Origin of the sequence: Nocardiopsis oceanisediminis, assembly GCF_048595525.1 — a bacterium.
GTDB lineage: Bacteria > Actinomycetota > Actinomycetes > Streptosporangiales > Streptosporangiaceae > Nocardiopsis_A > Nocardiopsis_A oceanisediminis.
Genome location: NZ_JAFMZJ010000001.1, coordinates 1,396,462 through 1,420,090, shown reverse-complemented (window position 1 = coordinate 1,420,090; position 23,629 = coordinate 1,396,462). Strand labels below are relative to the sequence as shown.

21 protein-coding genes and 1 tRNA gene are annotated in these 23,629 nt (G+C 73.9%); 7 read left to right on the top strand and 15 right to left on the bottom strand.

The annotated features are described in order from the left end of the window. Positions 1-63: 63 nt before the first annotated feature. The 11 genes from J0910_RS06420 to J0910_RS06370 form a co-directional block, all read right to left on the bottom strand. Positions 64-1,326, bottom strand: a complete 1,263-nt coding sequence (locus J0910_RS06420) for a glycoside hydrolase family 26 protein (protein ID WP_420157599.1) — start codon at positions 1,324-1,326, stop codon at positions 64-66. 205 nt (positions 1,327-1,531) lie between these two features. Continuing rightward, positions 1,532-2,464: a sulfotransferase gene (locus J0910_RS06415; RefSeq protein WP_420157598.1), complete on the bottom strand. Its 933-nt coding sequence runs from the start codon at positions 2,462-2,464 to the stop codon at positions 1,532-1,534. Between the two features lie 80 nt (positions 2,465-2,544). After that, entirely contained in the window at positions 2,545-3,813 is a 1,269-nt protein-coding gene (cysN, locus tag J0910_RS06410) for a sulfate adenylyltransferase subunit CysN (protein ID WP_420157597.1), read from the bottom strand. Between the two features lie 44 nt (positions 3,814-3,857). Then, positions 3,858-4,784 carry a sulfate adenylyltransferase subunit CysD gene (gene cysD / locus J0910_RS06405; RefSeq protein ID WP_420157596.1) on the bottom strand — a complete coding sequence of 309 codons (927 nt, stop codon included), beginning with the start codon at positions 4,782-4,784 and terminating at the stop codon, positions 3,858-3,860. Positions 4,785-4,836: 52 nt separating this feature from the next. Continuing rightward, the gene (locus tag J0910_RS06400; protein WP_420157595.1) at positions 4,837-5,628 is read right to left on the bottom strand and encodes a 3'(2'),5'-bisphosphate nucleotidase CysQ; all 792 of its coding nucleotides are present in this window, start codon (positions 5,626-5,628) and stop codon (positions 4,837-4,839) included. A 5-nt stretch (positions 5,629-5,633) separates the two neighbouring features. Continuing rightward, positions 5,634-7,115: a sugar transferase gene (locus J0910_RS06395; protein ID WP_420157594.1), complete on the bottom strand. Its 1,482-nt coding sequence runs from the start codon at positions 7,113-7,115 to the stop codon at positions 5,634-5,636. A 208-nt stretch (positions 7,116-7,323) separates the two neighbouring features. After that, on the bottom strand, positions 7,324-7,905 hold the full coding sequence (gene pth / locus J0910_RS06390) for an aminoacyl-tRNA hydrolase (RefSeq protein ID WP_420157593.1): 582 nt from the start codon (positions 7,903-7,905) through the stop codon (positions 7,324-7,326). Positions 7,906-8,049: 144 nt separating this feature from the next. After that, the gene (locus tag J0910_RS06385; RefSeq protein ID WP_420157592.1) at positions 8,050-8,661 is read right to left on the bottom strand and encodes a 50S ribosomal protein L25/general stress protein Ctc; all 612 of its coding nucleotides are present in this window, start codon (positions 8,659-8,661) and stop codon (positions 8,050-8,052) included. A gap of 280 nt (positions 8,662-8,941) precedes the next feature. Then, entirely contained in the window at positions 8,942-9,913 is a 972-nt protein-coding gene (locus tag J0910_RS06380; RefSeq protein ID WP_420157591.1) for a ribose-phosphate diphosphokinase, read from the bottom strand. Between the two features lie 66 nt (positions 9,914-9,979). Further along, the gene (glmU, locus tag J0910_RS06375) at positions 9,980-11,434 is read right to left on the bottom strand and encodes a bifunctional UDP-N-acetylglucosamine diphosphorylase/glucosamine-1-phosphate N-acetyltransferase GlmU (protein WP_420157590.1); all 1,455 of its coding nucleotides are present in this window, start codon (positions 11,432-11,434) and stop codon (positions 9,980-9,982) included. A 429-nt stretch (positions 11,435-11,863) separates the two neighbouring features. Then, positions 11,864-11,936 (bottom strand) — tRNA-Gln (locus tag J0910_RS06370). A 387-nt stretch (positions 11,937-12,323) separates the two neighbouring features. On the opposite strand from J0910_RS06370, the gene J0910_RS06365 reads away from it, so the two are divergent. The 5 genes from J0910_RS06365 to J0910_RS06345 all read left to right on the top strand — a co-directional run bounded on the left by J0910_RS06365 (position 12,324) and on the right by J0910_RS06345 (position 16,081). Continuing rightward, positions 12,324-13,280, top strand: a complete 957-nt coding sequence (locus J0910_RS06365) for an acyl-CoA desaturase (protein ID WP_420157589.1) — start codon at positions 12,324-12,326, stop codon at positions 13,278-13,280. Between the two features lie 14 nt (positions 13,281-13,294). Continuing rightward, on the top strand, positions 13,295-13,954 hold the full coding sequence (locus tag J0910_RS06360; RefSeq protein ID WP_420157588.1) for a TetR/AcrR family transcriptional regulator: 660 nt from the start codon (positions 13,295-13,297) through the stop codon (positions 13,952-13,954). 101 nt (positions 13,955-14,055) lie between these two features. Further along, positions 14,056-14,544, top strand: coding sequence for a MarR family winged helix-turn-helix transcriptional regulator (locus J0910_RS06355; protein ID WP_017592251.1), 489 nt, complete (start codon positions 14,056-14,058; stop codon positions 14,542-14,544). 56 nt (positions 14,545-14,600) lie between these two features. Further along, positions 14,601-15,542, top strand: a complete 942-nt coding sequence (locus J0910_RS06350; RefSeq protein ID WP_420157587.1) for an SGNH/GDSL hydrolase family protein — start codon at positions 14,601-14,603, stop codon at positions 15,540-15,542. A gap of 98 nt (positions 15,543-15,640) precedes the next feature. Further along, positions 15,641-16,081 carry a PPOX class F420-dependent oxidoreductase gene (locus J0910_RS06345; RefSeq protein WP_420157586.1) on the top strand — a complete coding sequence of 147 codons (441 nt, stop codon included), beginning with the start codon at positions 15,641-15,643 and terminating at the stop codon, positions 16,079-16,081. A gap of 149 nt (positions 16,082-16,230) precedes the next feature. On the opposite strand, the gene J0910_RS06340 is transcribed toward J0910_RS06345, so the two are convergent. The 3 genes from J0910_RS06340 to J0910_RS06330 all read right to left on the bottom strand — a co-directional run bounded on the left by J0910_RS06340 (position 16,231) and on the right by J0910_RS06330 (position 19,870). Continuing rightward, positions 16,231-18,012 carry an ABC-F family ATP-binding cassette domain-containing protein gene (locus J0910_RS06340; RefSeq protein ID WP_420157585.1) on the bottom strand — a complete coding sequence of 594 codons (1,782 nt, stop codon included), beginning with the start codon at positions 18,010-18,012 and terminating at the stop codon, positions 16,231-16,233. Between the two features lie 149 nt (positions 18,013-18,161). Continuing rightward, positions 18,162-19,061, bottom strand: a complete 900-nt coding sequence (locus J0910_RS06335) for a transketolase family protein (protein ID WP_420161903.1) — start codon at positions 19,059-19,061, stop codon at positions 18,162-18,164. A 128-nt stretch (positions 19,062-19,189) separates the two neighbouring features. After that, on the bottom strand, positions 19,190-19,870 hold the full coding sequence (locus J0910_RS06330) for a thiamine pyrophosphate-dependent enzyme (protein WP_420157584.1): 681 nt from the start codon (positions 19,868-19,870) through the stop codon (positions 19,190-19,192). A gap of 75 nt (positions 19,871-19,945) precedes the next feature. On the opposite strand from J0910_RS06330, the gene soxR reads away from it, so the two are divergent. Next, complete coding sequence (gene soxR, locus J0910_RS06325; protein WP_420157583.1) at positions 19,946-20,407, top strand: redox-sensitive transcriptional activator SoxR; 462 nt, start codon at positions 19,946-19,948, stop codon at positions 20,405-20,407. Positions 20,408-20,503: 96 nt separating this feature from the next. Here soxR and J0910_RS06320 read toward each other — a convergent pair whose 3' ends face one another. Further along, positions 20,504-21,442 carry a 4-(cytidine 5'-diphospho)-2-C-methyl-D-erythritol kinase gene (locus tag J0910_RS06320; protein WP_420157582.1) on the bottom strand — a complete coding sequence of 313 codons (939 nt, stop codon included), beginning with the start codon at positions 21,440-21,442 and terminating at the stop codon, positions 20,504-20,506. Positions 21,443-21,700: 258 nt separating this feature from the next. Here J0910_RS06320 and J0910_RS06315 point away from each other — a divergent pair, with 258 nt between their 5' ends. Next, positions 21,701-23,623, top strand: a complete 1,923-nt coding sequence (locus tag J0910_RS06315; protein ID WP_420157581.1) for a serine/threonine-protein kinase — start codon at positions 21,701-21,703, stop codon at positions 23,621-23,623. Positions 23,624-23,629 lie beyond the last annotated feature (6 nt).

Here is a 23,629-nt window from a genome sequence, read left to right as displayed (position 1 = left end):
GCCCCCTCACCGCCGTGTCGGCGGCCGAGGCCGGGGCGTGCTCCCCGCAGCGCGCGGGGCCCCTCAGTCCTCAGCGTTCTCGGAGCGGTCCGTCGTCCAGCGGTCGCGGTCCTCCAATGCCTCGGTGACCGCCTTGCGGGCCTGGTCCGGGATGCGGATGTAGGGGTCCTGGCCGGCGCGGGCGTAGCCGCGCCGGGCAGCGGGGTTCTCCAGGATGCGGAAGTCGCAGCTGGGCGCGGTCCTGCCGTCCCAGAGCTTGACCGCCTTGACCCGCTCGTACTCGGGCAGCACCGTCGGGATCTCGGCGTACCACTCCTCGGCGGAGCCCATGCCCTGCGGAATGGGCACCGTGCCCATCTCGCCGATCATCACCGGCTTGCCCGGGTCGATGCCGTGCTTCGGCCCCTCGTTCTGGATCCACTCGTAGGCCGGGCGGAGCGCCTCCTCGAAGGAGACCACGTGGTCCCAGCCGTCCATCAGCTCGCAGCCGGTCATGTTGTAGGCCTCCCAGCTGATCCAGTCCACGTGCTCGTTGCCGGGCCACAGCCCCGGGAGGCGGTCCAGATTGCCCTTCCAGCCGGTCACGTTCCAGACGAAGACGGCGTTGTCCGCGCCGTTCCGGCGGTAGAGGTCGACGATGTGCCGCCAGGCCCGGACGAACTCCTCCGGGGTGCCGCGCTCGCCGTACCGCTTGGACGCGTCGGCCTCGTGGTCGAAGGTGATGAAGACCGGGACGCCCGTCCCGGCGATCCGGCGGGCCTGCTCGGTGAGGGATCCGTCGAAGTCGCCCTCGATGATCCGGCGGTAGCCGACCTCGGGGTGGCCGGACTCCTCGAAGCGGCGGGCCTCGATGTTGGCGTGGATCAGCCTGCCCTCCGCGGCCAGCTCCAGGTCCCGGTCCTTGGGCACGTCCGGCTGGTCGATCCCGTTCCAGGTGTAGACGATGTCCATCGGCCGCCCGGCCGCCTCCTCCAGCGGGCGCGGGTCGCCCTTCCACGGGCTGGCCCCCCACCACACGCCGCAGGACGGTTCGAGGATCCCGTCCACCCCGCACTCCCCGCCGGGCCGCGGGCCGCCACCGCCGGCCGGGTCCGCGGCGGGCAGCCCCGGGGCCGCGTGGCCGGGCGAGGGGTGCGGCGGGGCGCCGCCGGGCGGGCGGTACGGCACCGGGTCCGCCCCGCTCTGCGGGGCCGGCGGGGGCGCCGCCCCGGTCGGCCGGGCCGAACCCGCGTCCCCGCAGGCCACCACCAGCACGGCCGCGGCCGCCACGGCCGCTCCGACCCGCACGCCCCGCGTCCGGACGTCCGTCCGCCGCTCATCGACCATCGTCGGCCCCCTCCCGGCTCGCCATGGCCGCGCCCTCCGGGCACACCACAAGCAATTACCATGAGTTCCGACGCGGCCACCCATAGCAATGGATCCGGGCGCGCCTCCGCACCGATCGGACGAAGGCCCCGAATCCTCCGCAGGAAGGCGGAACCCGCGAATCACGCGGTGCCGCCGACGGCCGGAACCCGGAATCCGGACGGGATCAATATCCGAATCTGCGCCGCACCGGAAAGGTGAGGGCGGAGACGGCGAGCCGGTGCCCGGGGCCCAGCCCGGAGCGCCAGGAGACGTCCGGCCGGACCCGCACCCGCCCGGTGCGGAACCGCATCGGGTTGCCGGAGACGGTGTGCCCCGGGGAGAGCAGCGCGGTGCCGCACTCGCCCACCGCCGCCTCGCCCGCCTCCTCACCGCAGCCGGCGAACCCGGCGATCCGGCGCAGCTCGGCGCGCGGGTCGCCGGCGAAGTCCTCATAGCGCACCCGCAGCGTCGGCGTCCCGGCCCGCTCCAGGGCCGCCAGCACCTCGTTCTGCGCCGACCAGCGCACCGCGGAGCGGACCGGCGAGCAGCGGGCCATGTACTGCTCCGGGCTGGTCGGGGCGGCGTCCGGGCGGGGCACCCGCTTGCGCCAGGCGTGCGCGACCGCGCGCGGGTCGCGGACCACGTGCAGCAGCCGGAGCCGGACCCCGTAGCGGAGCCGCAGGCAGGCCGCGAGCGAGGCGTGCTTGCTGGAGTCGACCACCACCGGACAGCCGCTGACCAGGGCCACCGCCCGGTAGAGCCGGTCGTACAGCTCGGTGTAGCGCCGGGCCCGGCGGGCGAGCTCGGCCGGCGGGCGGGCGGCGAGCAGCCCCGGCGCGTACCGGGTGCGGTCCACCGTCTCCTTCAGCTCCAGCACCTCGGCGGGGTCCACCCGCCTCCAGCCGCCGAACGCCTCCCGGCCGACCTCGGCCCAGAACGGGCAGCGGGCGAACCGCTCACCGCAGCCGCACGTCTCGTCGTCCACCAGGGCGCGCCGCCACATGTGCACGACCTCGCCCATCGAGCAGACCCCGGGCAGCTCACCGAGGAGCCGCTCGATGAGCGTCGAACCGGACCGGCCGATACCCCCGACGAAGACAAGGCGGAAATCGTTCACGGGAGAGCAGACTATTACCTGCGGTCACCGCCCGCTCGCGTTCCGCGTTTTCCGTCCGCCCCCGCGGCGGAGGCGGCCGCCTAATCGGCGGCGAGCACCATTCCGGCGCCCACCGTGGCGTTGGTGTGCTCGTCGATCAGGATGAAGCCGCCGGTGGCCCGGTTCCGCTTGTAGGGGTCGACGAAGAGCGGCTGGGCCGAGCGGAGCACGACCCGGCCGATCTCGTTGAGCTCCAGCCCGTCCGCGGCCTCGTCCCGGTGCAGGGTGTTCACGTCCAGCCGGTAGAGCAGGTCGCGGACCACCACCTTGGCGGTGCGGGTGGTGTGCTTGACCAGCAGCCTGGAGCGCGGGGTGAGCTTCTTGGACTCCGACATCCAGCAGACCATCGCCTGCACGTCCCGCGCCTCGGCCGGGCGGTTGTTCGGGCGGCAGATCATGTCCCCGCGGGAGACGTCGATGTCGTCCTCGAGCAGCAGGGTGACCGACATCGGGGAGAACGCCTCGTCCACGTCTCCGTCGGCGGTCGCGATCCGCTTGATCCGGGTGGTCAGCCCGGACGGCAGGTGCACCACCTCGTCGCCCCGCCGCAGCACGCCGCCGGCCACCTGGCCCGCGTAGCCCCGGTAGTCGTGCAGCTCCGGGTCGTCGGCCTTGTGCGGCCGGACCACGTACTGCACCGGGAACCGGGCGTCGATCAGGTTCCGGTCCGAGGCGATGTGCACGTTCTCCAGGTGGTGCAGGAGCGACGGCCCCTCGTACCAGGGCGTCTCCGGGGAGCGCTCCACCACGTTGTCGCCGTGCAGCGCCGAGATCGGGATGAAGGTGAGGTCGGTGACGTCCAGCTTGGCGGCGAAGTCGGTGAACTCGCGGCGGATCTCCTCGAACCGGTCCCGGTCGTAGTCGACCAGGTCCATCTTGTTCACCGCCACCACCAGGTGCGGCACCTGGAGCAGGGTGGCCAGGAACGCGTGCCGGCGGCTCTGCTCCTGCAGCCCCTTGCGCGCGTCCACCAGGATGACCGCCAGGTCGGCGGTGGAGGCGCCGGTCACCATGTTCCGGGTGTACTGGATGTGCCCGGGGGTGTCGGCGATGATGAACGTCCGCCGGGGCGTGGCGAAATAGCGGTAGGCCACGTCGATGGTGATGCCCTGCTCGCGCTCGGCGCGCAGCCCGTCGGTGAGCAGCGCCAGGTTGGCCTGCTCCTCGCCGCGGCTGCGGCTGGTCCGCTCCACCGCGTCGAGCTGGTCTTCGAAGATGGACTTGGAGTCGTAGAGGAGGCGCCCGATCAGGGTGCTCTTGCCGTCGTCGACCGAGCCGGCCGTGGCGAACCGCAGGATGTCAGTGCTCATTGCTCGCGCTTCCAGGGGAGTCGGAACCGGGGAGGGGGCGGGGGTCAGAAATAGCCTTCGCGCTTGCGGTCCTCCATGGCCGCCTCGCTCGCGCGGTCGTCGGCCCGGGTCTGGCCGCGCTCGGTGATCCGGGTCGCGGCGATCTCGGCGATGATCTCCTCGATCCCGGTGGCCGTGGAGCGGACCGCGCCGGTGCAGGACATGTCGCCGACGGTGCGGTAGCGGACGCTGGCCTCGAAGACCTCTTCGTCGGCGTCCCGGTTCACGAACGGGCCGTCGGCGAGCAGGATGCCGTCCCGCTCGAAGACCTTCCGCCGGTGCGCGCGGTAGATGGAGGGCAGCTCCAGGCCCTCCCGCGCGATGTAGCCCCACACGTCCAGCTCGGTCCAGTTGGAGATGGGGAAGACCCGGATGTGCTCGCCGCGCTCGATCCGGGTGTTGTACAGGCCCCACAGCTCCGGGCGCTGCGCCTTGGGGTCCCACTGGCCGAACTCGTCGCGGAAGGAGAAGACCCGCTCCTTGGCGCGGGCCTTCTCCTCGTCCCGGCGGGCGCCGCCGAAGGCGGCGTCGAAGCCGTGCTCCTCGATCGCCTCCAGCAGCGCCGCGGTCTGCAGCCGGTTCCGGCTGGCCCAGCGGCCGGTGGGCTCGGTGACCTTGCCCTGGTCGATCTGCTCCTGCACCGAGGCGACCACCAGCTCGACGCCGGCCTCGGCGACCCGGCGGTCGCGGAAGTCCATCACCTCGGGGAAGTTGTGGCCGGTGTCGACGTGCATCACCGCGAACGGGATGCGGCCCGGCCAGAACGCCTTCTGCGCCAGGTGCAGCAGGACGATGGAGTCCTTGCCCCCGGAGAAGAGCAGCACGGGGCGCTCGAACTCCGCGGCGACCTCGCGCATGATGAAGAGCGCCTCGGCCTCGAGGTGATCCAGCTGGGACAGCCGGTACCGCCCCGCCTCCGCAGTGGTGCCCATCTTTCCGCCTCGCTCCCGTGCGTCACGCCGGACGGGAGCGCCCCGGTCGCGATCAGTTCACCGAGTGCGGACCCGCCCCGTCCCGATCCGCCACTTCGCGGATGCTGGCCAACAACATACCCGACAATTCCGGTCGGCATACAAGGATATCCGGAAGTGACGGATCCGACTCGTTGTACCCCAGCTCGGAGCCGTCGATCCGGGAAGCGTGCAGGCCGGCGGCCTTCGCGACCGCCACCGGCGCCGCGCTGTCCCACTCGTACTGCCCGCCCGCGTGCACGTAGATGTCGGCGATGCCGAGCAGCACCGCGCAGATCTTCGCCCCCGCCGACCCCATCGGCACGACCTCCGCGCCGAGCCGGTTGGCCATCAGCTCCACGAACGCCGGCGGCCGGGTCCTGCTGGTGGTGATCCGGAGCCGCTGGTCGGCCGGGCGCTCGTCGGGCAGCCACGGCGGGTCCACCGTGGAGAGCGTGCTGCCCTGCGCCGGGAGCGCCACCGCGCCCGCCGCCAGCTCGCCGTTCTCCCACAGCGCCACGTGCACCGCCCAGTCGGTCCGGCCCGCCTCGGCGAACTCCCGGGTGCCGTCCAGCGGGTCGATGATCCACACCCGCCGGGCGCTCGCCCGCGCCGGATCGTCCGCCCCCTCCTCGGAGAGGACCGCGTCGCTCGGGCGCAGCCGCCCCAGCGCGGAGAAGAGGAACTCATGGGAGGTCCGGTCGCCCAGGGTGCGCAGCACCTCCGGCTCGGCGAACCCGTGCCTGGCCCGCAACCGGAGCAGCCGCTGCCCCGCCTCGGTCGCCAGGTCCCGCGCCACCTCATGATCGTTTCTGATGCTGCTCACCGGCCTCAGTACGCTCCCGCCCCGCGGATCACCGCTGACCACGTCTTCCAAAGGATCTGCACGTCCAAAGTCAGCGACCAGTTTTCCACGTAACGCAGATCCAGGCGGACCGACTCCTCCCAGGAGAGGTCGGACCGCCCGCTCACCTGCCACAACCCGGTCATTCCCGGCTTCACCACCAGACGCCTGCGCACGTCGTGCCCGTAGCGCGCGACCTCCTCGGGCAGCGGCGGCCGCGGCCCGACCAGCGACATCTCGCCGCGGACCACGTTCACCAGCTGCGGGAGCTCGTCCAGCGAGTACCGGCGCAGCCACGCTCCGACCGGCGTCACCCGGGGGTCCCCGCGCATCTTGAACAGCACACCCTCGTGCTCGCCGGCGGCCGCCAGCGCGTCCTTGAGCTCTTCGGCCGCCGCAACCATGGTACGGAACTTGACAAGGGTGAACTCGGCCCCGTCCTTGCCGACCCTGGTCTGCCGGAACAGCGCCGGCCCGCCGTCGCCCGCGCGGACCAGCACCGCCAGCCCCGCGAACAGCGGCGCCAGCAGCACCAGCGCGCATCCCGCCGCGGCCCGGTCGAACAGCCCCTTCAGCAGGCGCCGGGCCCCGGCCAGCTCCGGGTGCTCCACGTGCAGCAGCGGCAGCCCCGCCACCGCCCGGATCGTGGTGCGCGGCCCGGCCACCTCCATCAGCGCCGGGGCGACCGTCAGGTCCGTGCCGCGCTTCTCCAGCCGCCAGGCCAGCCGGCGCAGCTCCGCGCCGTCCATCTCCGGGCAGGCCAGCACCGCCACCGCGTCGGCCCGCACCGCCTCCGCCGCGTCGGCCGCCGCCGCGAACCCGCCCAGCACCGGCAGTCCGTCGACGTCGGCCACCCGCGGGTCGCACTGGTGCTCCGGCAGGCACACGCCCACCGCCCGCATCCCGTGGTAGGGCTCGCCGCGCAGCCGGCGGATCAGCGTCCGGGCCGAATCCCGGTGGCCGACCACGACCACGTCCGCCATGCACGCCCCCGCCGCGCGCCGCCGGTGCAGCCGCTTCCGCCAGGCGTACCGCATCGCCAGCGCGGCCAGCACCGTCCCCGGCAGCGCCACCAGCAGGTACCCGCGGGCCGGTTCGACCAGGACCGCGTAGCCGGCCAGCGCCACCGCCGCCATCAGCATCGCCCCGGCGGTCACCACCCGGCGGAACTCCTCGGTGCCGGTCCCCAGGAACCGGCGCGCGTATCCGCCCGCCAGCCCCACCGCCGGAACCCAGAGCAGCGGCAGCAGCCCGGAGAGCAGCGCGTGGCCGGCCGCCGCGGCCGACCCCGGCTCCCCGTGGAAGCGCAGGTAGAGCGCTGCGGCGCAGGCCGTGCCGCACGCGCCCAGGTCGATGCCGACCAGCCCGCGCAGATAGCGGCGGGTCCAGTCCGCGCCGCCGGCGCCGCGGGCGCCGCTCCGGCCCGCTGCGCCCGCCCGGCCCGCACCCGCCTCGATGACGGCGGCCATGCCCCTCCCTTCGACCGCCCTCCCCCGCCCGCGACAGGGCAGGACGGAACCGGACCGCGTCCGCGGTGTTTCGGAAAGGAGGAGGCGCGGAATACGCTTCGACCAGTAAAGAATAGCTAAACGCAGTCGCCCGATCGCGAGGCGTGACGGAAAAAGGGCAAGAAAAAACCCGGTCCGCGGACCGGGTCCCCGGGCGGCCGCGCCGGGCTCAGGATGCGGTGTGGAAGACGTTCTGCGCGCGCTCCAGCCCCTCGCCGATCAGCGCCTCCACCGCGTCCGCGGCCCGCTCCACCTCCAGCGGGAGGTCCTTGCGCTCCGCCGAGGAGAAGTCCTTCAGCACGTAGGCCGCGGGGTCCATCCGCCCCGGCGGGCGGCCCACCCCCACCCGCACCCGCAGGTAGTCCGGCCCGGACAGGGACGCCGTGATCGACCGCAGGCCGTTGTGGCCGCCGGAGCCGCCGCCCCGCTTCAGCTTGACCGCGCCGAACGCGATGTCCATGTCATCGTGGACCACCACGATGCGCTCCATCGGGACCTTGTAGAACCGGCTCAGGCCGGTCACCGGCCCCCCGGAGAGGTTCATGTAGCTGCGCGGCTTGGCCAGCACCGCGGGGGTCCCCGCCACCCGCGACTCGGCGACCTCGGCGTGCACCTTGTGCGCCTTCCACCGGTCGCGCCGGCGCTCGGCCAGCGCCTCCACCACCATGAAACCGATGTTGTGCCGGTTGCCGGCGTACTTCGGCCCCGGGTTGCCCAACCCGACCACCAGCCACCGCTCGGTCTCCGCCACGTCCTTCTCCCCGTCCCCGGCCCGCTCCGGACCGGCAGCATCCCGCACAGACGACGATGCGCGGCCTCCCAGCACACGCCGCAGGAGACCACGCATCGAAAAAGACCCGCTTCCGTTCGGAAAGAACCGGAAAGGAAAGGCCGACTACTCGGCGGAGGCCTCCGCGGCCTCGCCCTCGGCGGCCTCCTCTTCACCCTCGCCCTCGGCGGGCTCCTCGGCGGCCGGCGCCGAAACGCTCAGCACGATCGCCTCCGGGTCGGTGACCAGCTCGACGCCGCCGGGCAGCTTGAGCTCGCCGGCGGTGACGCTGGTGCCGACCTCGAGGCCCTCCACCGAGAGCTCCACGCCCTCGGGGATGTGGGTCGCCTCGGCGGCGACCTCGACCGAGACCAGGTCCTGGGTGACGATGCCGCCGGGGGCGGCCTCGCCGGTGAGGGTCACCGCGATCTCGACGTTGACCTTCTCGCCCTTCTTCACGACGAGCAGGTCGACGTGCTCAAGGAAGCCCTTGATCGGGTCCCGCTGCACGCTCTTCGGCAGGACCAGGTTCTCTGCGCCCTCGACACCGTCCACGCGCAGCAGCACGTTCGGGGTCTTCAGGGCCAGCATCAGGTCATGGCCGGGAAGCGTGATGTGGCGCGGCTCGGTGCCGTGGCCGTAGAGGACGGCCGGCACCTTACCCGCGCGGCGGGCGCGACGCGCGGCGCCCTTGCCGAATTCCGTGCGCGGCTCGGCAGCGATGCGTACCTCGGACACGACAAAACTCCTCGGAGGTTCGTCCCCGCGGCGGCGGGGAACACGACTTCTCTGAAACGACTCCCGCGGGACGGGAGAGCTCACGGGATCTGTCCCGCGGGCAGGCGGAGACGCCGAAGCGCGCCGCGCCCGGGCACGGCGCCCGCGGAAGGCGAACACCCCGCGAACGCGTGAACCCCGCGGACACGGGGACACTCCGTCCAGTCTACTGCCTCAGCGGACGGGATCAGCACAGCGAGGACCGGGAGAGGCGCCGCGCGCCTCTCCCGTCCGCACCCGGTCAGCCCTCGAAGAGGCTGGTGACCGAGCCGTCGCTGAACACCTCGTTGATCGCGCGGGCCAGCAGGGGCGCGATGGACAGCTGCGTCAGCTTCTCGAAATCCCGCTCCTTGGGGATGGGGAGCGAGTTGGTGATCACGACCTCGGAGATCCGCGAGTTCTGCAGCCGCTCCGCGGCCGGACCCGACAGCACGCCGTGCGTGGCCGCCGCGATCACGCTGCTCGCGCCCTGCTCGAAGAGGGCGTCGGCGGCCTTCACGATCGTCCCGGCGGTGTCGATCATGTCGTCCACCAGGATGCAGGTGCGGCCCTCCACCTCGCCGACGACCTCGTGCACCTTGACCTGGTTGGCGACCTCCGGGTCGCGCCGCTTGTGGATGATCGCCAGCGGCAGGCCCAGCCGGTCGGCCCACCGGTCCGCGGTGCGCACCCGCCCGGCGTCCGGCGAGACCACCGTGGCCTCGGCCCCGGCGACCTTGTCCTTGATGTAGTCCGCCAGCAGCGGAAGCGCGAACAGGTGGTCCACCGGGCCGTCGAAGAAGCCCTGGATCTGGTCGGTGTGCAGATCGATCGCCATCAGCCGGTCGGCGCCGGCCGTGGCGAACAGGTCCGTCATCAGCCGCGCGGTGATCGGCTCCCGCCCCAGGTGCTTCTTGTCCTGCCGGGCGTAGCCCAGGAACGGTGTGATCACCGTGATGCGCTTGGCCGACGCGCGCTTCAGCGCGTCCACCATGATCAGCTGCTCCATGATGGACTCGTTGATCGCGCCCGAGTGCGACTGCAGCACGAAGGCGTCGCTCCCGCGCGCCGACTCCAGGTAGCGGACGTACATCTCGCCGTTGGCGAAGTCCTGGAACTTCGTCGGCACCACCTGGATGCCCAGCTGCTCGGCCACCTGCTCCGCCAGCTCCGGATGGGTACGCCCGGAGAAGAGCATGAGCTTCTTCTGACCCGCGGCCTTGATGCCGGTCACTTCTGAATCCCCCACAGACACAGTTCACTCGCCTAGCCGGCGATGCCGTTCGCCCTGCCGGCGACGTTATTCGCGGTCCTGCCCGTCTCCGAGCGCCCGCTCCGCGGCCTCCGCCGCGGGCGTGCCCGGACGGCGCCGCTGCACCCACCCCTCGATGTTGCGCTGCTCGCCGGCCGAGACCGCGAGCGCGCCGGGTGGGACGTCCTTGCGGACCACCGTGCCGGCGCCGGTGTAGGCGCCCTCCCCCACCTGCACCGGCGCGACGAACATGTTGTCGCTGCCGGTGCGGGCGTGGTCTCCGATGGTGGTCCGGTGCTTGTTCACGCCGTCGTAGTTCACGAACACCGAGGAGGCGCCGATGTTGACGCCCTCGCCGATGTCGGCGTCGCCCACGTAGGTGAGGTGGGGGACCTTCGATCCCGCACCGATGGTGGACTTCTTCACCTCGACGAAGGTGCCGACCTTCGCGCCGTCCCGCAGCTCCGCGCCGGGGCGCAGGTAGGCGAAGGGGCCCACCTTCGCCCCCGGGCCGACCTCGGCCGACTCGGCGTAGGTCTCGCGGACCTCCGCGTCGGCCCCGACCGAGGTGTCGGTCAGGGTGCTGCCCGGGCCGACCACCGCGCCCTCGCCGATCCGGGTGCGGCCGCGCAGCCGGGTGCCCGGCTCGACCAGCGCGTCCCGGCCGATCTCGACCCCGGCGTCCACCCAGGTGGAGGCCGGGTCGACCACGGTGACACCGGCCCGCATGTGCGCCTCGAGCAGCCGGTCGTTGAGCAGCCGGCGCGCCTCGGCGAGCTGCACCCGGTCGTTCACGCCCTGGATCTCCACCCAGTCCTCGGCGGCGGCGGCGTCCACCCGGTGCCCGTCGCCGCGCAGGATCGCCACGGCGTCGGTGATGTACTCCTCGCCCTTTGCGTTGTCGGTGGAGAGCCGGTCGACCACCCGGGCCAGCAGCGCGCCGTCGAAGGCGTACATGCCGGAGTTGATCTCGTCCACGGCGCGCTGCGCCTCGTCGGCGTCGGCGTGCTCGACGATCTCGGTGAAGGCGCCGTCCGCGTCGCGCACCACGCGGCCGTAGCCGGCCGGGTCGGGCACCTTCGCGGAGAGCACGGTCACCGCGTTGCCGGCGGACTCGTGCGCGGCGACGAGGTCGGCCAGGGTGCGGCCGCGCAGCAGCGGGGTGTCGCCGTAGGCGAGCACGACGGTGCCGGAGAGCTCGACGCCCTGCGCGGCGAGCTCCTGCACCGCCATCCGGACCGCGTGCCCGGTGCCGTTCTGCTCGTCCTGGACGGCGGTGGCGACCTCCGGGGCCGCCTCCTTCAGGTACCGGGCGACCTTCTCCCGGCCGTGCCCCACGACGACGACGGTCCGCTCCGGGCCGAGCTCGCCGGCGGCGGCGAGCACGTGGCCGAGCATGGGCCGCCCGCAGAGCTCGTGGAGGACCTTGGGAAGCCTGGACTTCATACGGGTGCCCTCGCCCGCCGCGAGGACGATGACGGCAGCCGGGCGGCTCACGCTCACTGGCGGAGACTCCTCATGTCGCTGGCGGATGGGTGCAAAAGTCGAACTCGCCACGCCGAAGGCCCGGAACGGACCGGGGCCGCGCCGCCGACGTGACCGCGCCGACGCGACGGGGCGCCCCCGCGGGCCCGGGGGCCACCGGGCGGGGCGGACGCTCGAAACGAGCGCCCACCGCACGCGGAACAGGGGCGGCCCAGGGGCCGACATGGGAAGGATACATGCGCCCGTCCGGCTTTCACGGACCGGTCCACACCCCTGTGGACAACGCGCGGGCGCAGGGCTCACCAGCGCTTCGGAGCGGACTCGCGCGGCGCCGCCGGGGCTCGCACGGGAGGGCGGGGCGGGGGCCGGGGGCGGAAGGGCGGGGCTCCGCGCGCCCGGTGTGAGATTCGCCGGCGGCCGGTGTCCGCGCAGGCCGGCGGAGGGGTGCTCCCGGGTCAGGACTCGAACCCGAACCTGAAGTCTCCAAAGGACCCCGTGCTGCCGATTACACCACCCGGGAAGGGCGGGGAACCGCCTCCACCGGCCCAGGCCTCGGCCCGGGCGGCGAACCGGCCCCGCAGGCCCAACCCTAGCCGGTCGCCCCCGCGGATCGCACATGCGTGCGCCCGCGCCGCGCCGCGCGCCCCGGCCCCGCCGCCGCGGAGGCCGCCGGGACTTTTTCCGGCGGTGCGCGCCGGGCGCGATCCTCCCGGCGCAGCAGAGGTCCCGCCCGCTCCCCGGGCCGGGCGGCCGCCGCCCCGGGGGGAGGGCCCACTTGCCAAACCTACGGTTTCGTAGGTTACGGTTTCGTAGGTAAGCCGGGCGGTACGGGTGGCGGGAGCGGTTTCCGCGCGTGCACACCCCTCCTGGTCGCACGGCCGTGACATCGAGACAGCTGGATGGACTCATGACCGCAGTGACCGAAGGCGCGCCCGCTGCCGCGAAGCGCGCCCCCGAGCCCGAGCTCGATCCGGAAGGCGCCAGCAAGGCGCAGCGGATCACCGTCTTCTTCTTCGTGCTGGTCCCGCTGCTGGCCCTGGTGGCCGCGGTGCCCTTCGCCTGGGGCTGGGGGCTGACCTGGACCGACATCATCATCAGCGCGGTGTTCTACGTGATCGGCGGGCTGGGCATCACCGTCGGCTTCCACCGCCACTTCACGCACGGCTCGTTCAAGGCCAACCGGCCGCTGCGCATCGCCCTGGCGGTCGCGGGCAGCCTGGCCATCGAGGGCAGCGTGATCAAGTGGGTGGCCGACCACCGCCGGCACCACAAGTACGCCGACCACGAGGGCGACCCGCACTCGCCGTGGCGCTTCGGCGACGACTGGCGCTCGGTCGCCAAGGGCCTGTTCTACGCGCACATGGCCTGGATGTTCCTCAGCGAGGAGAAGACCTCGCCGAAGCGGTTCACCCCGGACCTGCTCAAGGACAAGGACGTGGTCCGGGTCGACCGGATGTTCATCCCGCTGGTGCTGTTCTCGCTGCTGGCCCCGGCCGCGATCGGCGGCCTGGTGACGATGTCCTGGTGGGGCGCGCTCACCGCGTTCTTCTGGGGCGGCCTGGTCCGGGTCGCGCTGCTGCACCACGTGACCTGGTCGGTGAACTCCATCTGCCACACCATCGGCGAGGAGAACTTCGAGGTCCGGGACCGGTCCCGGAACGTGTGGTGGCTGGCGATCCCCTCCTTCGGCGAGTCCTGGCACAACCTGCACCACGCCGACCCCACCTGCGCCCGGCACGGCGTGCTCAAGGGCCAGGTCGACATCTCCGCCCGGACCATCTGGGCCTTCGAGAAGCTCGGCTGGGCCACCAAGGTCCGCTGGCCCAACGCCGAGCGCCTCGCGGCGAAGCGCGTGAGCGTCTAGAGTCGGGGACCATCATGGAAGCCGTGGGAGAGAAGAAGACCCGGGCCCGCCGCAAGCGGATGACCGGCAAGGAACGGCGGGAGCAGCTCCTCGACATCGGTCGCGAGCTGTTCGCCGAGCGCGGCTTCGATGGGACCTCGATCGAGGAGATCGCGGCGCGGGCCGGCGTCTCCAAGCCCGTGGTCTACGAGCACTTCGGCGGCAAAGAGGGCATCTACGCCGTCGTCGTGGACCGCGAGATGCAGAAGCTGCTGGACATGGTCGGCGCGTCGCTGACCGCCGACCATGCCCGGGGCAAGATCGAGAACGCGGCGCTGGCCCTGCTGCAGTACGTCGAGGAGAGCAGCCAGGGCTTCCGCATCCTGGCCCGCGACTCGCACGCCGCCTCCGGCACCGGCAGCTTCGCGAGCCTGATCAGCGACATCGCCACCCAGGTGGAGCACATCCTGGCCGAGGAGTTCAAGCGGCGCGGGTACGACCCGAAGCTGGCGCCGATGTACGCCCAGTCGCTGGTGGGCATGGTCGCGCTGACCGGCCAGTGGTGGCTGGAGGTGCGCAGGCCCAAGCGCGAGGTGGTGGCGGCGCACCTGGTGAACCTGGCCTGGAACGGCCTGTCCGACCTGGACGCCAGGCCGCGGCTGGAGTCGGTCGCCCGCAAGCGCAGGTCGGAGTAGCCGGGAGGCGCCGCGCAGCGCGCTCGTGCGACACCGGACACCGAAGACCAAAGGCCGGGCACCGAACACACTATCTTGATATCAAGAGATAGGGTGTCCTCATGCACGATGAGGTTGACGGTCTGGTCGAGGCATGGCGCGCCGAGCGCCCGGACCTCGACGTGGAGCCGCTGCAGGTGCTCAGCCGGGTCTCCCGGCTCTCCCGCCACCTGGACCGCGCCCGGCGGACCGTGTTCACCGAGCACGACCTGGAGCCCTGGGAGTTCGACGTGCTGGCGGAGCTGCGCCGCTCCGGCGCGCCCTACGAGCTCAGCCCGGGCCGGCTGCTCCGCGCCACCCTGGTCACCTCGGGGACGATGACCAACCGCATCGACCGGCTGGCCGCGGCCGGCCTGGTCCGGCGCCGCCCCGACCCCGCCGACAAGCGCGGCGTGCTGGTGCGCCTCACCGACGAGGGCAGGACCCGGGTGGACGCCGCCCTGGAGGACCTGCTGGGCTACGAGGAGACGCTGCTGAAGCCGATCCCGGCCAAGGACCGGCGGCGGCTGGCGGCGCTGCTGCGCTCGGTGCTCTCCCCGCTCGACGGCTGACCCCACCGGACGCCCCCTCCCGCGCCCACCGCCCCGCCGACCACAGGAGGCCCTCCGTGCGCTTCGGACGCGCCACCGCACTCGCCGCCGCCGTCGCCCTGGCGGCGGCCGGCTGCACCGCCGGCCCGGAAGCCGCCGGCGGCTCCGGCGGCTCCCCCGGCACCGGGGAGCGCTACTACCTCTCCCTGGGCGACTCGCTGTCGGTCGGGATCCAGCCGGACGGCGAAGGCGGCCACGAGGAGACCTCCGACGGCTACACCGACGTGCTCTTCCGCTCCCTGCACGACGGCGACCCCTCGCTCCGCCACGAGCGGATGGGCTGCGCCGGGGAGACCAGCACGACCTTCATCTCCGGCGGCCTCGAAGCGTGCGGCGAGCGCTACGGCGGCGAGAGCCAGCTCGTCTGGGCCGAGGACTTCCTGGAGCGCAACCGGGGCCGGGTGGACCTGGTCACGGTGGACATCGGCGGCAACAACTTCCTCGGCTGCGTGGGGCTGGAGGCGGCCGCCGGGCCGGGGCAGGAGGTCGACGTCGACCGGCAGTGCGTGCGCGACGGGCTGGACCGGCTGGAGGAGGAGGCCCCGGAGATCGCGTCCCGGCTGCGCGCGGCGGCCGGCCCGGACGTGCGGATCGTCGGGATGAACTACTACAACCCGTTCCTCGCGGCGCTGCTGCTGGAGGACCCGGTGGACCTGGAGGGGAAGGGCGGCCCGCGCGAGCTGGCCGACTACTCCACCGAGGTGCTGGCCGAGGTCAACGGAGTGCTGCGCACCGCCTACACCGACGCCGGCTTCGAGGTCGCCGACGCGGCGGAGGCCTTCGGCACCGGGGACTCCGAGGTCCCCGAGGGCAGCGAGACCGGGCTGCCCGCCAACGTGCAGGCGGTCTGCGACTACACCTGGATGTGCGACGCCGCGGCGGGCCCGGACATCCACACCAACCGCGCGGGCGCCCAGCGCCTCGCCGGGGCCTTCGAGCCGCTGGTCGAGGCGGGCTGAAACACCGGCCCGGCCCGGGGTGTTCCCCCGCGGCGGAGTGATCCTCCCCGGCCCCGCCGGACCTTCCCGCCGCCGCGGCCCGCCGCGACGATGGGGCCATGTCCCGATCCATGACCCCTGAAGAGCGGCGGGCCTTCCTCGCCGAGGGCACCAGGACCGCGAAGGCGGCGGTGGTGCTGAAGAGCGGCGAGCCGCACGTGAGTCCGGTGTGGTTCCTCACCGACGGCGACGACGTGGTGTTCACGACCCCGGCGGACTCGGTCAAGGCCCGGGTGCTCCGCCGGGACCCGCGGGTGGCGCTCTGCGTCGACCTGGAGGAGCAGCCGTTCGCCTTCGTCTCGATCCGGGGCAGGGCCCTGCTCGACGACGACCCGGAGGCGGTGCGGCACTGGACCGAGCGGATCGGGGCCCGCTACGCGGCCGGCGCCTCGGGCGCCGGGGACGGCCCCGCCGGGGACGACCCCTACCACCGGCCGCCGGGCCTGCTGGTCCGGGTCCGCCCGGAGCGCACCGCCGCGGTCTCCTACGACGACGAGTGAGCCGCGGAGGCGGCAGGCCGGCGCAGGTACCGGGAAGGCGGGGCGGGAGGACCGGGGAGGCCGGCGGGGCGCGTCCGGATGTGCGACCGGCCGCGCCGGCCGGCCCTGCCGTGCGGGCGCGACCGGGCGGAACGCCCCGCCGGCGGGGGTCAGTCGCCGGCCTTCTCCGCCTCGGCCAGCCAGCGCTCCTCCAGGTCGCCCTTCTCCGCCTGGAGGGCCTTGAGCTCGGCGTCGAGCTCGGCGAGGCGGGTGTAGTCCTCCGCCGCCTCGGCCATCCGGGCGTGCAGCTCCTCCTCGCGGGCGGAGATGCGGTCGATGCGCCGCTCGATGCGCTGCAGCTCCTTCTGGGCGGCGCGGCGCTCGGCGGCGGAGACCGCGGGGGCCGCGGCCTCCTCCGCGGCCGGCCCGCCGGCGTCCGGGAGGGCGCCGGCGGTGGGCACGCCGCCCTCGGTGCGGACCCGGCGGTCGAGGTACTCGTCGACGCCGCCGGGCAGGAACGCGAGGGTGCCGTCGCCCATCAGCGCCAGGACCCGGTCGGTGATCCGCTCCAGGAAGTACCGGTCGTGGCTGACCAGCACCAGCGAGCCGGGCCACCCGTCGAGCAGGTCCTCCAGCTCGGTGAGGGTCTCGATGTCCAGGTCGTTGGTGGGCTCGTCGAGCAGCAGCACGTTGGGCTCGTCCATGAGCAGCCGGAGCAGCTGGAGGCGGCGGCGCTCGCCGCCGGACAGGTCGCCGACGGGGGTCCACTGCCGGTCGCCGCGGAACCCGAACCGCTCCAGCATCTGCCCGGCGGTGTACTCGCGCTTGCCGATGGTGACGTACTGGCGGATCTCGGAGACCGCCTCCAGCGGGCGGGTCGCCGGGTCCAGCTCGATGAGGTTCTGCGAGAGGTGGGCGAGGTTGACGGTCTTGCCCCGGCGGACCCGGCCGGAGGCGGGCCCGCTCTCGCCCGCCAGCAGCCGCAGCAGGCTGGTCTTGCCGGCGCCGTTCACGCCGACCAGGCCGATCCGGTCGCCGGGCCCGAGCTGCCAGGTGAGGTGCTCCAGCAGGGTGCGCTCGCCCGCCTTGACCTCGACGTCCTCCAGGTCGATGACGGTCTTGCCAAGCCGGGAGCTGGCGAAGCCGACCAGCTCCACCGTGTTGCGCAGCGGCGGGACGTCGGCGATCAGGGCGTTGGCGGCGTCGACCCGGAACTTCGGCTTGGAGCTGCGCGCCTGCGGGCCGCGGCGGAGCCAGGCCAGCTCCTTGCGCATCAGGTTCTGCCGGCGGTCCTCCGCGGCGGCGGCGAGCCGGTCCCGCTCGGCCTTGGCGAGCACGTAGGCGGCGTATCCGCCCTCGTACCGCTCGACGCGGCCGTCGACCACCTCCCAGGTGCGGGTGGTGGCGGCGTCCAGGAACCACCGGTCGTGGGTGACCACGACCAGCGCCTCGCGGCGGCCGTTGAGGTGGGCGGCGAGCCAGGCGATGCCCTCGATGTCGAGGTGGTTGGTGGGCTCGTCGAGGACGATGAGGTCGTGGTCGGCGATGAGCAGCCGGGCGAGCGCGGCCCGGCGCCGCTCCCCGCCGGAGAGGTCGGCCATCGGACCGTCGAGCTTCCAGCCGCCGAGCAGGCCGCTGAGCACGTCGCGGGCCCGGGGGTTGCCGGCCCATTCGTGCTCGGCCAGGTCGCCCAGGACGAACCGGCCGACGGTGGAGTCGGGGAACCGGTCGCGCTGGTGGAGGAAGCCGACCCGCAGGCCGCGGTTGTGCACGACCCGCCCGGAGTCCGGCTCGGTCTGCTGGGCGAGCACCGCCAGCAGGGTCGACTTTCCGCCGCCGTTGCGGCCGACCACACCGATCCGGTCCCCTTCCTCGATGCCGAGCGAGACGCCGTCGAGGAGGACGAGGGGGCCGTAGGCCAGGGAGACATCCTGAAGATTGACGAGGTTCATCGTCTACCCATTGTGGGGCCTGGCGGGGACCGGAGCGGCCGTCCGGCCCGGCCGCCGCGGGCGCGGGCCCCGCGGCTCCGCCCCGCCCGGGGCGCTCCGGCCTCCCGGGCCGCCCCGCCCGGGACGGCCTGCGGCTTCGGGGGAGCGGGTCAGACCAGGAAGAAGTCCCGGGCGGCCGCGGCGATGCCCGCGGCGTCCAGGCCGTGGGCGCGGTCGTGGTCGGCGGGCGTGCCGTAGCGGCGGAGCTCGGTGCCGCGGGGGACGCCGATGGAGCGCTGGCGGTGCCGGCGGTCCTCCAGGGCCGCGGCGGCCTCGTGCGCGGAGGTGCCGGCCAGGTAGGGCTCGACCAGCAGGACGTCGGGGTGGCCCGCGGCGGCCGCGAGGCGGTGCAGCCCGGCCCGGTCGAAGGGGCGCGGGGTGGTGGTGTAGGCGACGGTGACGTCGAGGCCCTCGGTGGCGGCGAGGACCCGGTCGAGCATGGGGCCGACGGCGACGACGACGCCCGCCGAGCGCGCGGAGCCGGTGCGGATCGGGACCAGGTGCGGGCCGGCCGGGCGGGCGGCGGCGTTGCCGTACATGCCGAGCCGGAGGTAGACCCGGTCGTCGCCGGGAAGGGCGGCCCGGGTGAGCGCGGCGGCCTCGTCGGCGTGCCCGGGCACGTGCACGGTCCAGCCGGGGAGGGTGTCCAGCAGCGCCACGTCGCCGGGGGCCATGTGGGTGCGCCCGGCGTCCGCGTAGTCGTAGGAGGCGCCGATGCCGCCCAGCACGGCGCCGGCGTTCTGGTGCCCGAGGTCGAGCTTGAGCTGCTCGAACGGGCGCTCGACGAGGAACGAGGAGAAGGTGTGCACCACCGGCCGCATGCCGGTCAGGGCCAGGCCTCCGGCGACGCCGATCTGCAGCTGCTCGCGGATGCCGACGTTGACCACCCGGGCGGGGTGCCGGGTCCCGGCGGCGTCCAGCCGGTCGGAGGAGATGTCGGCGAGGACCACCATGAGGCGGGGGTCGGTGTCCAGTGCGTCGGCGACGGTCTCCAGGAACGCCTCGCGCATGGGCTGCCGGGTGACGGCGGGCCGCTCCCCGGCGGTGCGGCGGGCGGTGGGTGCGATGGACATGGCGGCTCCTCCTTCGGGTTCCGGCCCGGTGTGCGGAGCGGGCTCGGTGCGGGTGCGGGGCGGGGTCAGACCCGGGCGACGACGGCGTGCGGGACGGCCGGGTCGCGCACGGACAGGACGGCCTCCAGGGCGCGGTGGTCGCGGCCGGAGACGGTGTCGGCGGTCCACCCCTCGTTCTGGAAGCGGGTGGCGATGCCGCCGGGCCAGCCGTGCGTGGCGGACCGGTTGTCGACGACCACGGCGGTGAGCGAGCCCAGGCCGAGCCGGGCGGCGGCCGCGATGGCCTCGTGGTTGCTGCCCTCGTCGAGTTCGGCGTCGCCGGTGAGCACGACGACGCGGGGGGAGGTGCGCCCCTGGGCGCGCAGCCCGAGCGCGGTGCCGACGGCCAGGCCGAGGCCGTGGCCGAGGGAGCCGCTGCCGATCTCCGCACCGGGCACCAGGACCCCGTCGGGGTGCCGGCCGAGGCGGGAGCCGTGCGAGGCCCAGTCGCGCAGCTCGTGGACGCCGATGAAGCCCTTGGCGGCGAGGATCGCGTAGTAGGCCATGGGGCCGTGGCCCTTGGAGAGCAGGAAGCGGTCCCGGTCGGGGTCGTCGGCGGTGCCGGGGGAGACGCGCAGGACGCGGTCGTAGAGGACCCAGAGGACGTCGAGGGTCGATTCGGATGCGGCACGGTGCTTCTCGTCGCCGGTCATGAGGCCGATCAGTGCCGGGAGATCGGCGTAGCGGCTGAGCGCTGCGGTAGCCATGGCCACAGTCTCGAACCTAGACTTAACTTGAAGTCAATTCACCGGACCCGAGAACCCCCGGAGACAGGATGTGACATGCCTCACCTACCGGTGCGCCTCACCATCGGCCAGCTCGCCGAGCGCAGCGGCATCGCCCGCACCACGCTCCGCTTCTACGAGGACCGGGGGCTGATCTTCTCCGAGCGGACCGCGGGGAACCAGCGCCGCTACCACCGCAACACGCTGCGCAGGCTGGCGTTCGTCTCCACCGCGCAGCGGGTCGGGCTCTCCCTGGGCCAGATCCACCAGGCGCTGGAGACGCTGCCGGACAACCGCACCCCGACCGTCTCGGACTGGGCCCGGCTCTCCGAGCAGTGGCGCACCGAGCTGGACACCCGCATCGACGCCCTGCAGCGGCTCCGCGACCGGCTGACCTCGTGCATCGGCTGCGGCTGCCTGTCCCTCAAGGACTGCCACCTGAACAACGTCGACGACGAGCTGGCCGCCAAGGGCCCCGGCGCCCCCGGCCTGAAGCCGGCCCGGGAGGGCGGCATCTGACCGCCCGCCCGGGGCGGGCCCCGCCCGCCGGCGGAACCGGTCGCCCCGCCCCCCTCAGAGCGCCCTGGAGCGCCGTGGGGGGCCGCGGCGACCGGATCACCTCGGGGCCGCCCCCGGTCGGCTCCGGACGGGGCGGGCGCCGGGGACGTCGCCGTACGCGGCCACGGTCCGCTCGCAGGTGCCGGAGGCGTCCAGGGCGCGGGCGACCGCGGCCGCCTCCTCCGCGGAGCCGGCGAGGAAGGCGCAGGTCGGACCGGATCCGGAGACGAGCCCGGCGAGCGCGCCCGCGGCCAGTCCGGCGTCCAGCACCCGGGACAGGTCCGGCCGGAGCGAGAGCGCGGCGGCCTGCAGGTCGTTGCCGAGCGCGGCGGCCAGCGCGCGGGCGTCCCCGGCGGCCAGGGCCGCGGTGAGCGCCGGATCGCCCTGCGGCTCCGGCGCGTCCGGCCGGAGCCGGTCGTACTCGGCGAAGACCGCCGGCGTGGACAGGCCCTCGCCGGACAGCGCGAACACCCAGTGGAACCGGCCGGGGGAGGGCAGCGGGGTGAGCACCTCGCCGCGGCCGGTGCCGACCGCGGTGCCGCCGAGCAGCGCGAACGGCACGTCGCTGCCGAGGTCGGCGGCGAGCTCCAGCAGCCGGGGCAGGCCCAGGCCGGTCCCCCACAGCTCGTCGCAGGCGACCAGGGCGGCCGCCGCGTCCGCGCTGCCGCCGGCCATCCCGCCGGCGACCGGGATGGACTTGCCGATGCGGATGTCGACCGGGACGTCCGGGCGGCCCGCCTCGCGGGCGACCAGCCGGGCCGCCCTGGCGGCGAGATTGTCCTCACCGAGCGGCACCCGGTCGAGGTGGGATCCGATGTCGCCGTGGACCGAGACGCGGGTAGCCCCCCCGCCCGCACTGGGCCGGGCCTCCCGAACGGTAACCTCGTCGAGCAGTGAGACTGCGTGGAAGACGTTCACGAGATCGTGGTATCCATCTTCGCGCGCCGGCCCCACCGCTAGCTGGAGGTTCACCTTCGCGGGTACCCGTACGGTCACAGCGGTATGAGTAGCGGTCACGAGTCCTAGATCGTAAAGGAACCCCACCTCAGTGAGCTCCCACGCCGTTGAAAGGCGCCCGGTGCCGCATGCGCGCCCGGCGCCGCGGCGGTGGTTCCCCGATCACGCCCCCCGCCCCGCGCGCACCGCGGGCGGCGCTCCGCCGCGGGCCGCCTGGCCTGCGCGGGTGGGTATCCGGACGCATTCCCCGCTACCTTGGGGGCCAGACGGAGTTTGGACACCGTCGGGGAGGATCGCTTGCCGTCGGATGGGCTCCCGAAGAACCTGGAACCGCTGGCCGCCGGAGACCCGGCGACCATCGGTCCCTATGTGCTGGCCGGTCGCCTGGGCAGCGGAGGAATGGGGACGGTCTACCTCGGCCGCGCCCCTGAGAAGGGTGCCCATGTAGCGATCAAGGTGATCCGCCCGGAGCTGGCCTTCGACGAGGCCACCCGGGCCCGGTTCCACGACGAGATGGAGAACGCCCGCAGGGTGGCCTCCTTCTGCACCGCCAAGGTGCTGGACCACGGCACGTTCGAGAACCGGCCGTACATGGTCACCGAGTACATCGCGGGGACCGCGCTGGCCGAGCACATCTCCGAGCACGGGTCGCTGGACTCCAGCACCCTGCATGGCTTCGCGCTCGGCGTGGCCGCGGCGCTCGCCGCGATCCACCGCGCCGGGCTGGTCCACCGCGACCTGAAGCCGGCCAACGTGCTGCTGTCGCTGTCCGGGCCGCGGGTGATCGACTTCGGCATCGCCCGCGCGATGAACACCTCGACCAACCACACCCAGACCGGGATCGTGATGGGCAGCCCGGGGTGGATGGCGCCGGAGCAGCTGCTGGAGGAGAAGGTCACCACCGCGGCCGACATCTTCGCCTGGGGCTGCCTGGTGGCGTTCGCCGGAAACGGCGCGCACCCGTTCGGCAACGGCGACGCGATGACGCTGGGCAAGCGGGTGCTCTTCGCCGAGCCGCAGATCGGCGACCTGGACAGCCCGCTGGACCGGCTGGTGGCGCGCGCCCTGGCCAAGGAGCCGGAGCGCCGGCCCAAGGCGCAGGACCTGCTGCTGGAGCTGGCCGGGGGCGAGAAGACCGAGGCGGACAACCCCAACGACATGGTGAGCCACGCGCTGAACCAGTCGTGGCGGCCGAACCTTCCCCCGATGCCGCCGATGCCTCCGGGGATGCCCCCGCCGGGGCCGAACCCGAACGTGACCGGCAGCGGCATGCCGCACCAGCCCGCTCCCCCGCCCGGCCCGGCGCCGTTCCCCGGGCCGCAGGGCCCGCAGGGTCCGCAAGGCCCCCAGGGCCCGCCCGGGCCGCAGGGGGGCCAGGGGCCGATGCCGCCGGCCGGGCCGCCGCCCGCGAGCCAGCCGGTGCCGATGCGCAGCGGGATGGCGCAGCAGTCGCCGCACCCGGCCTCGCAGACCGGGCAGTTCGCGCGCCCGGTGGCCCCGGGTCCGCAGCAGACCGGTCCGATCCCGCAGGTCCCGCCGGCGCCGGAGCCGCAGGCCCAGCCCTACGTCCCGCCGGTCCCCCCGCCGCCGCACCGGCCGCTGCCGCCGACCCGGCGCCGGCTGAAGTGGGTGGCGCTCACCGCCGCGGTGGCGGTGGTGCTGGTGGCCGTGCTGGTCGTGGTGCTGACGCAGCTGAGCGGCGGCCGCCTGCCGCTGCCGTTCCTGCCGCAGGGCGGCCAGGAGCAGGACGGCGCCCGGCAGGAGCCCCCCGCCCGGGACGAGGAGGCCCCGCAGGCCGGCGGGGACGGCGGTCCGTCGGCCGACGCGCCGAACGCCGCCTCCGACGGCCGCGCGGTGTTCACCGCGCACGAGTTCTACTGCACCGACCGGGTGGCCGGCCGGTCCCGGATCACCGGGGCGAAGTACTGCGTGTTCGTCGTCACCGTGCAGAACACCGGGGAGGCCACCCTGCGGATCGACCCGGACCTGCAGACCCTGTCCGTGCCGGGCGAGGAGCCGGAGCGCGCACAGAAGCCGCTCTCCGAGGAGGAGGCCGACCCGCTGTGGCGGCCGCTGGAGAGCGGTGCCCGCGCCGACGGCGAGCTGATCTTCATCGCCGAGAACGAGTCCCGGGCCCACTCGGGCATGCTCCGGCTCCGCAGCGACGAGGAGAGCGCACCGGTGGACATCCCGGTCGCCGAGGTGCCCGAGGCGCGCTGACCGCAC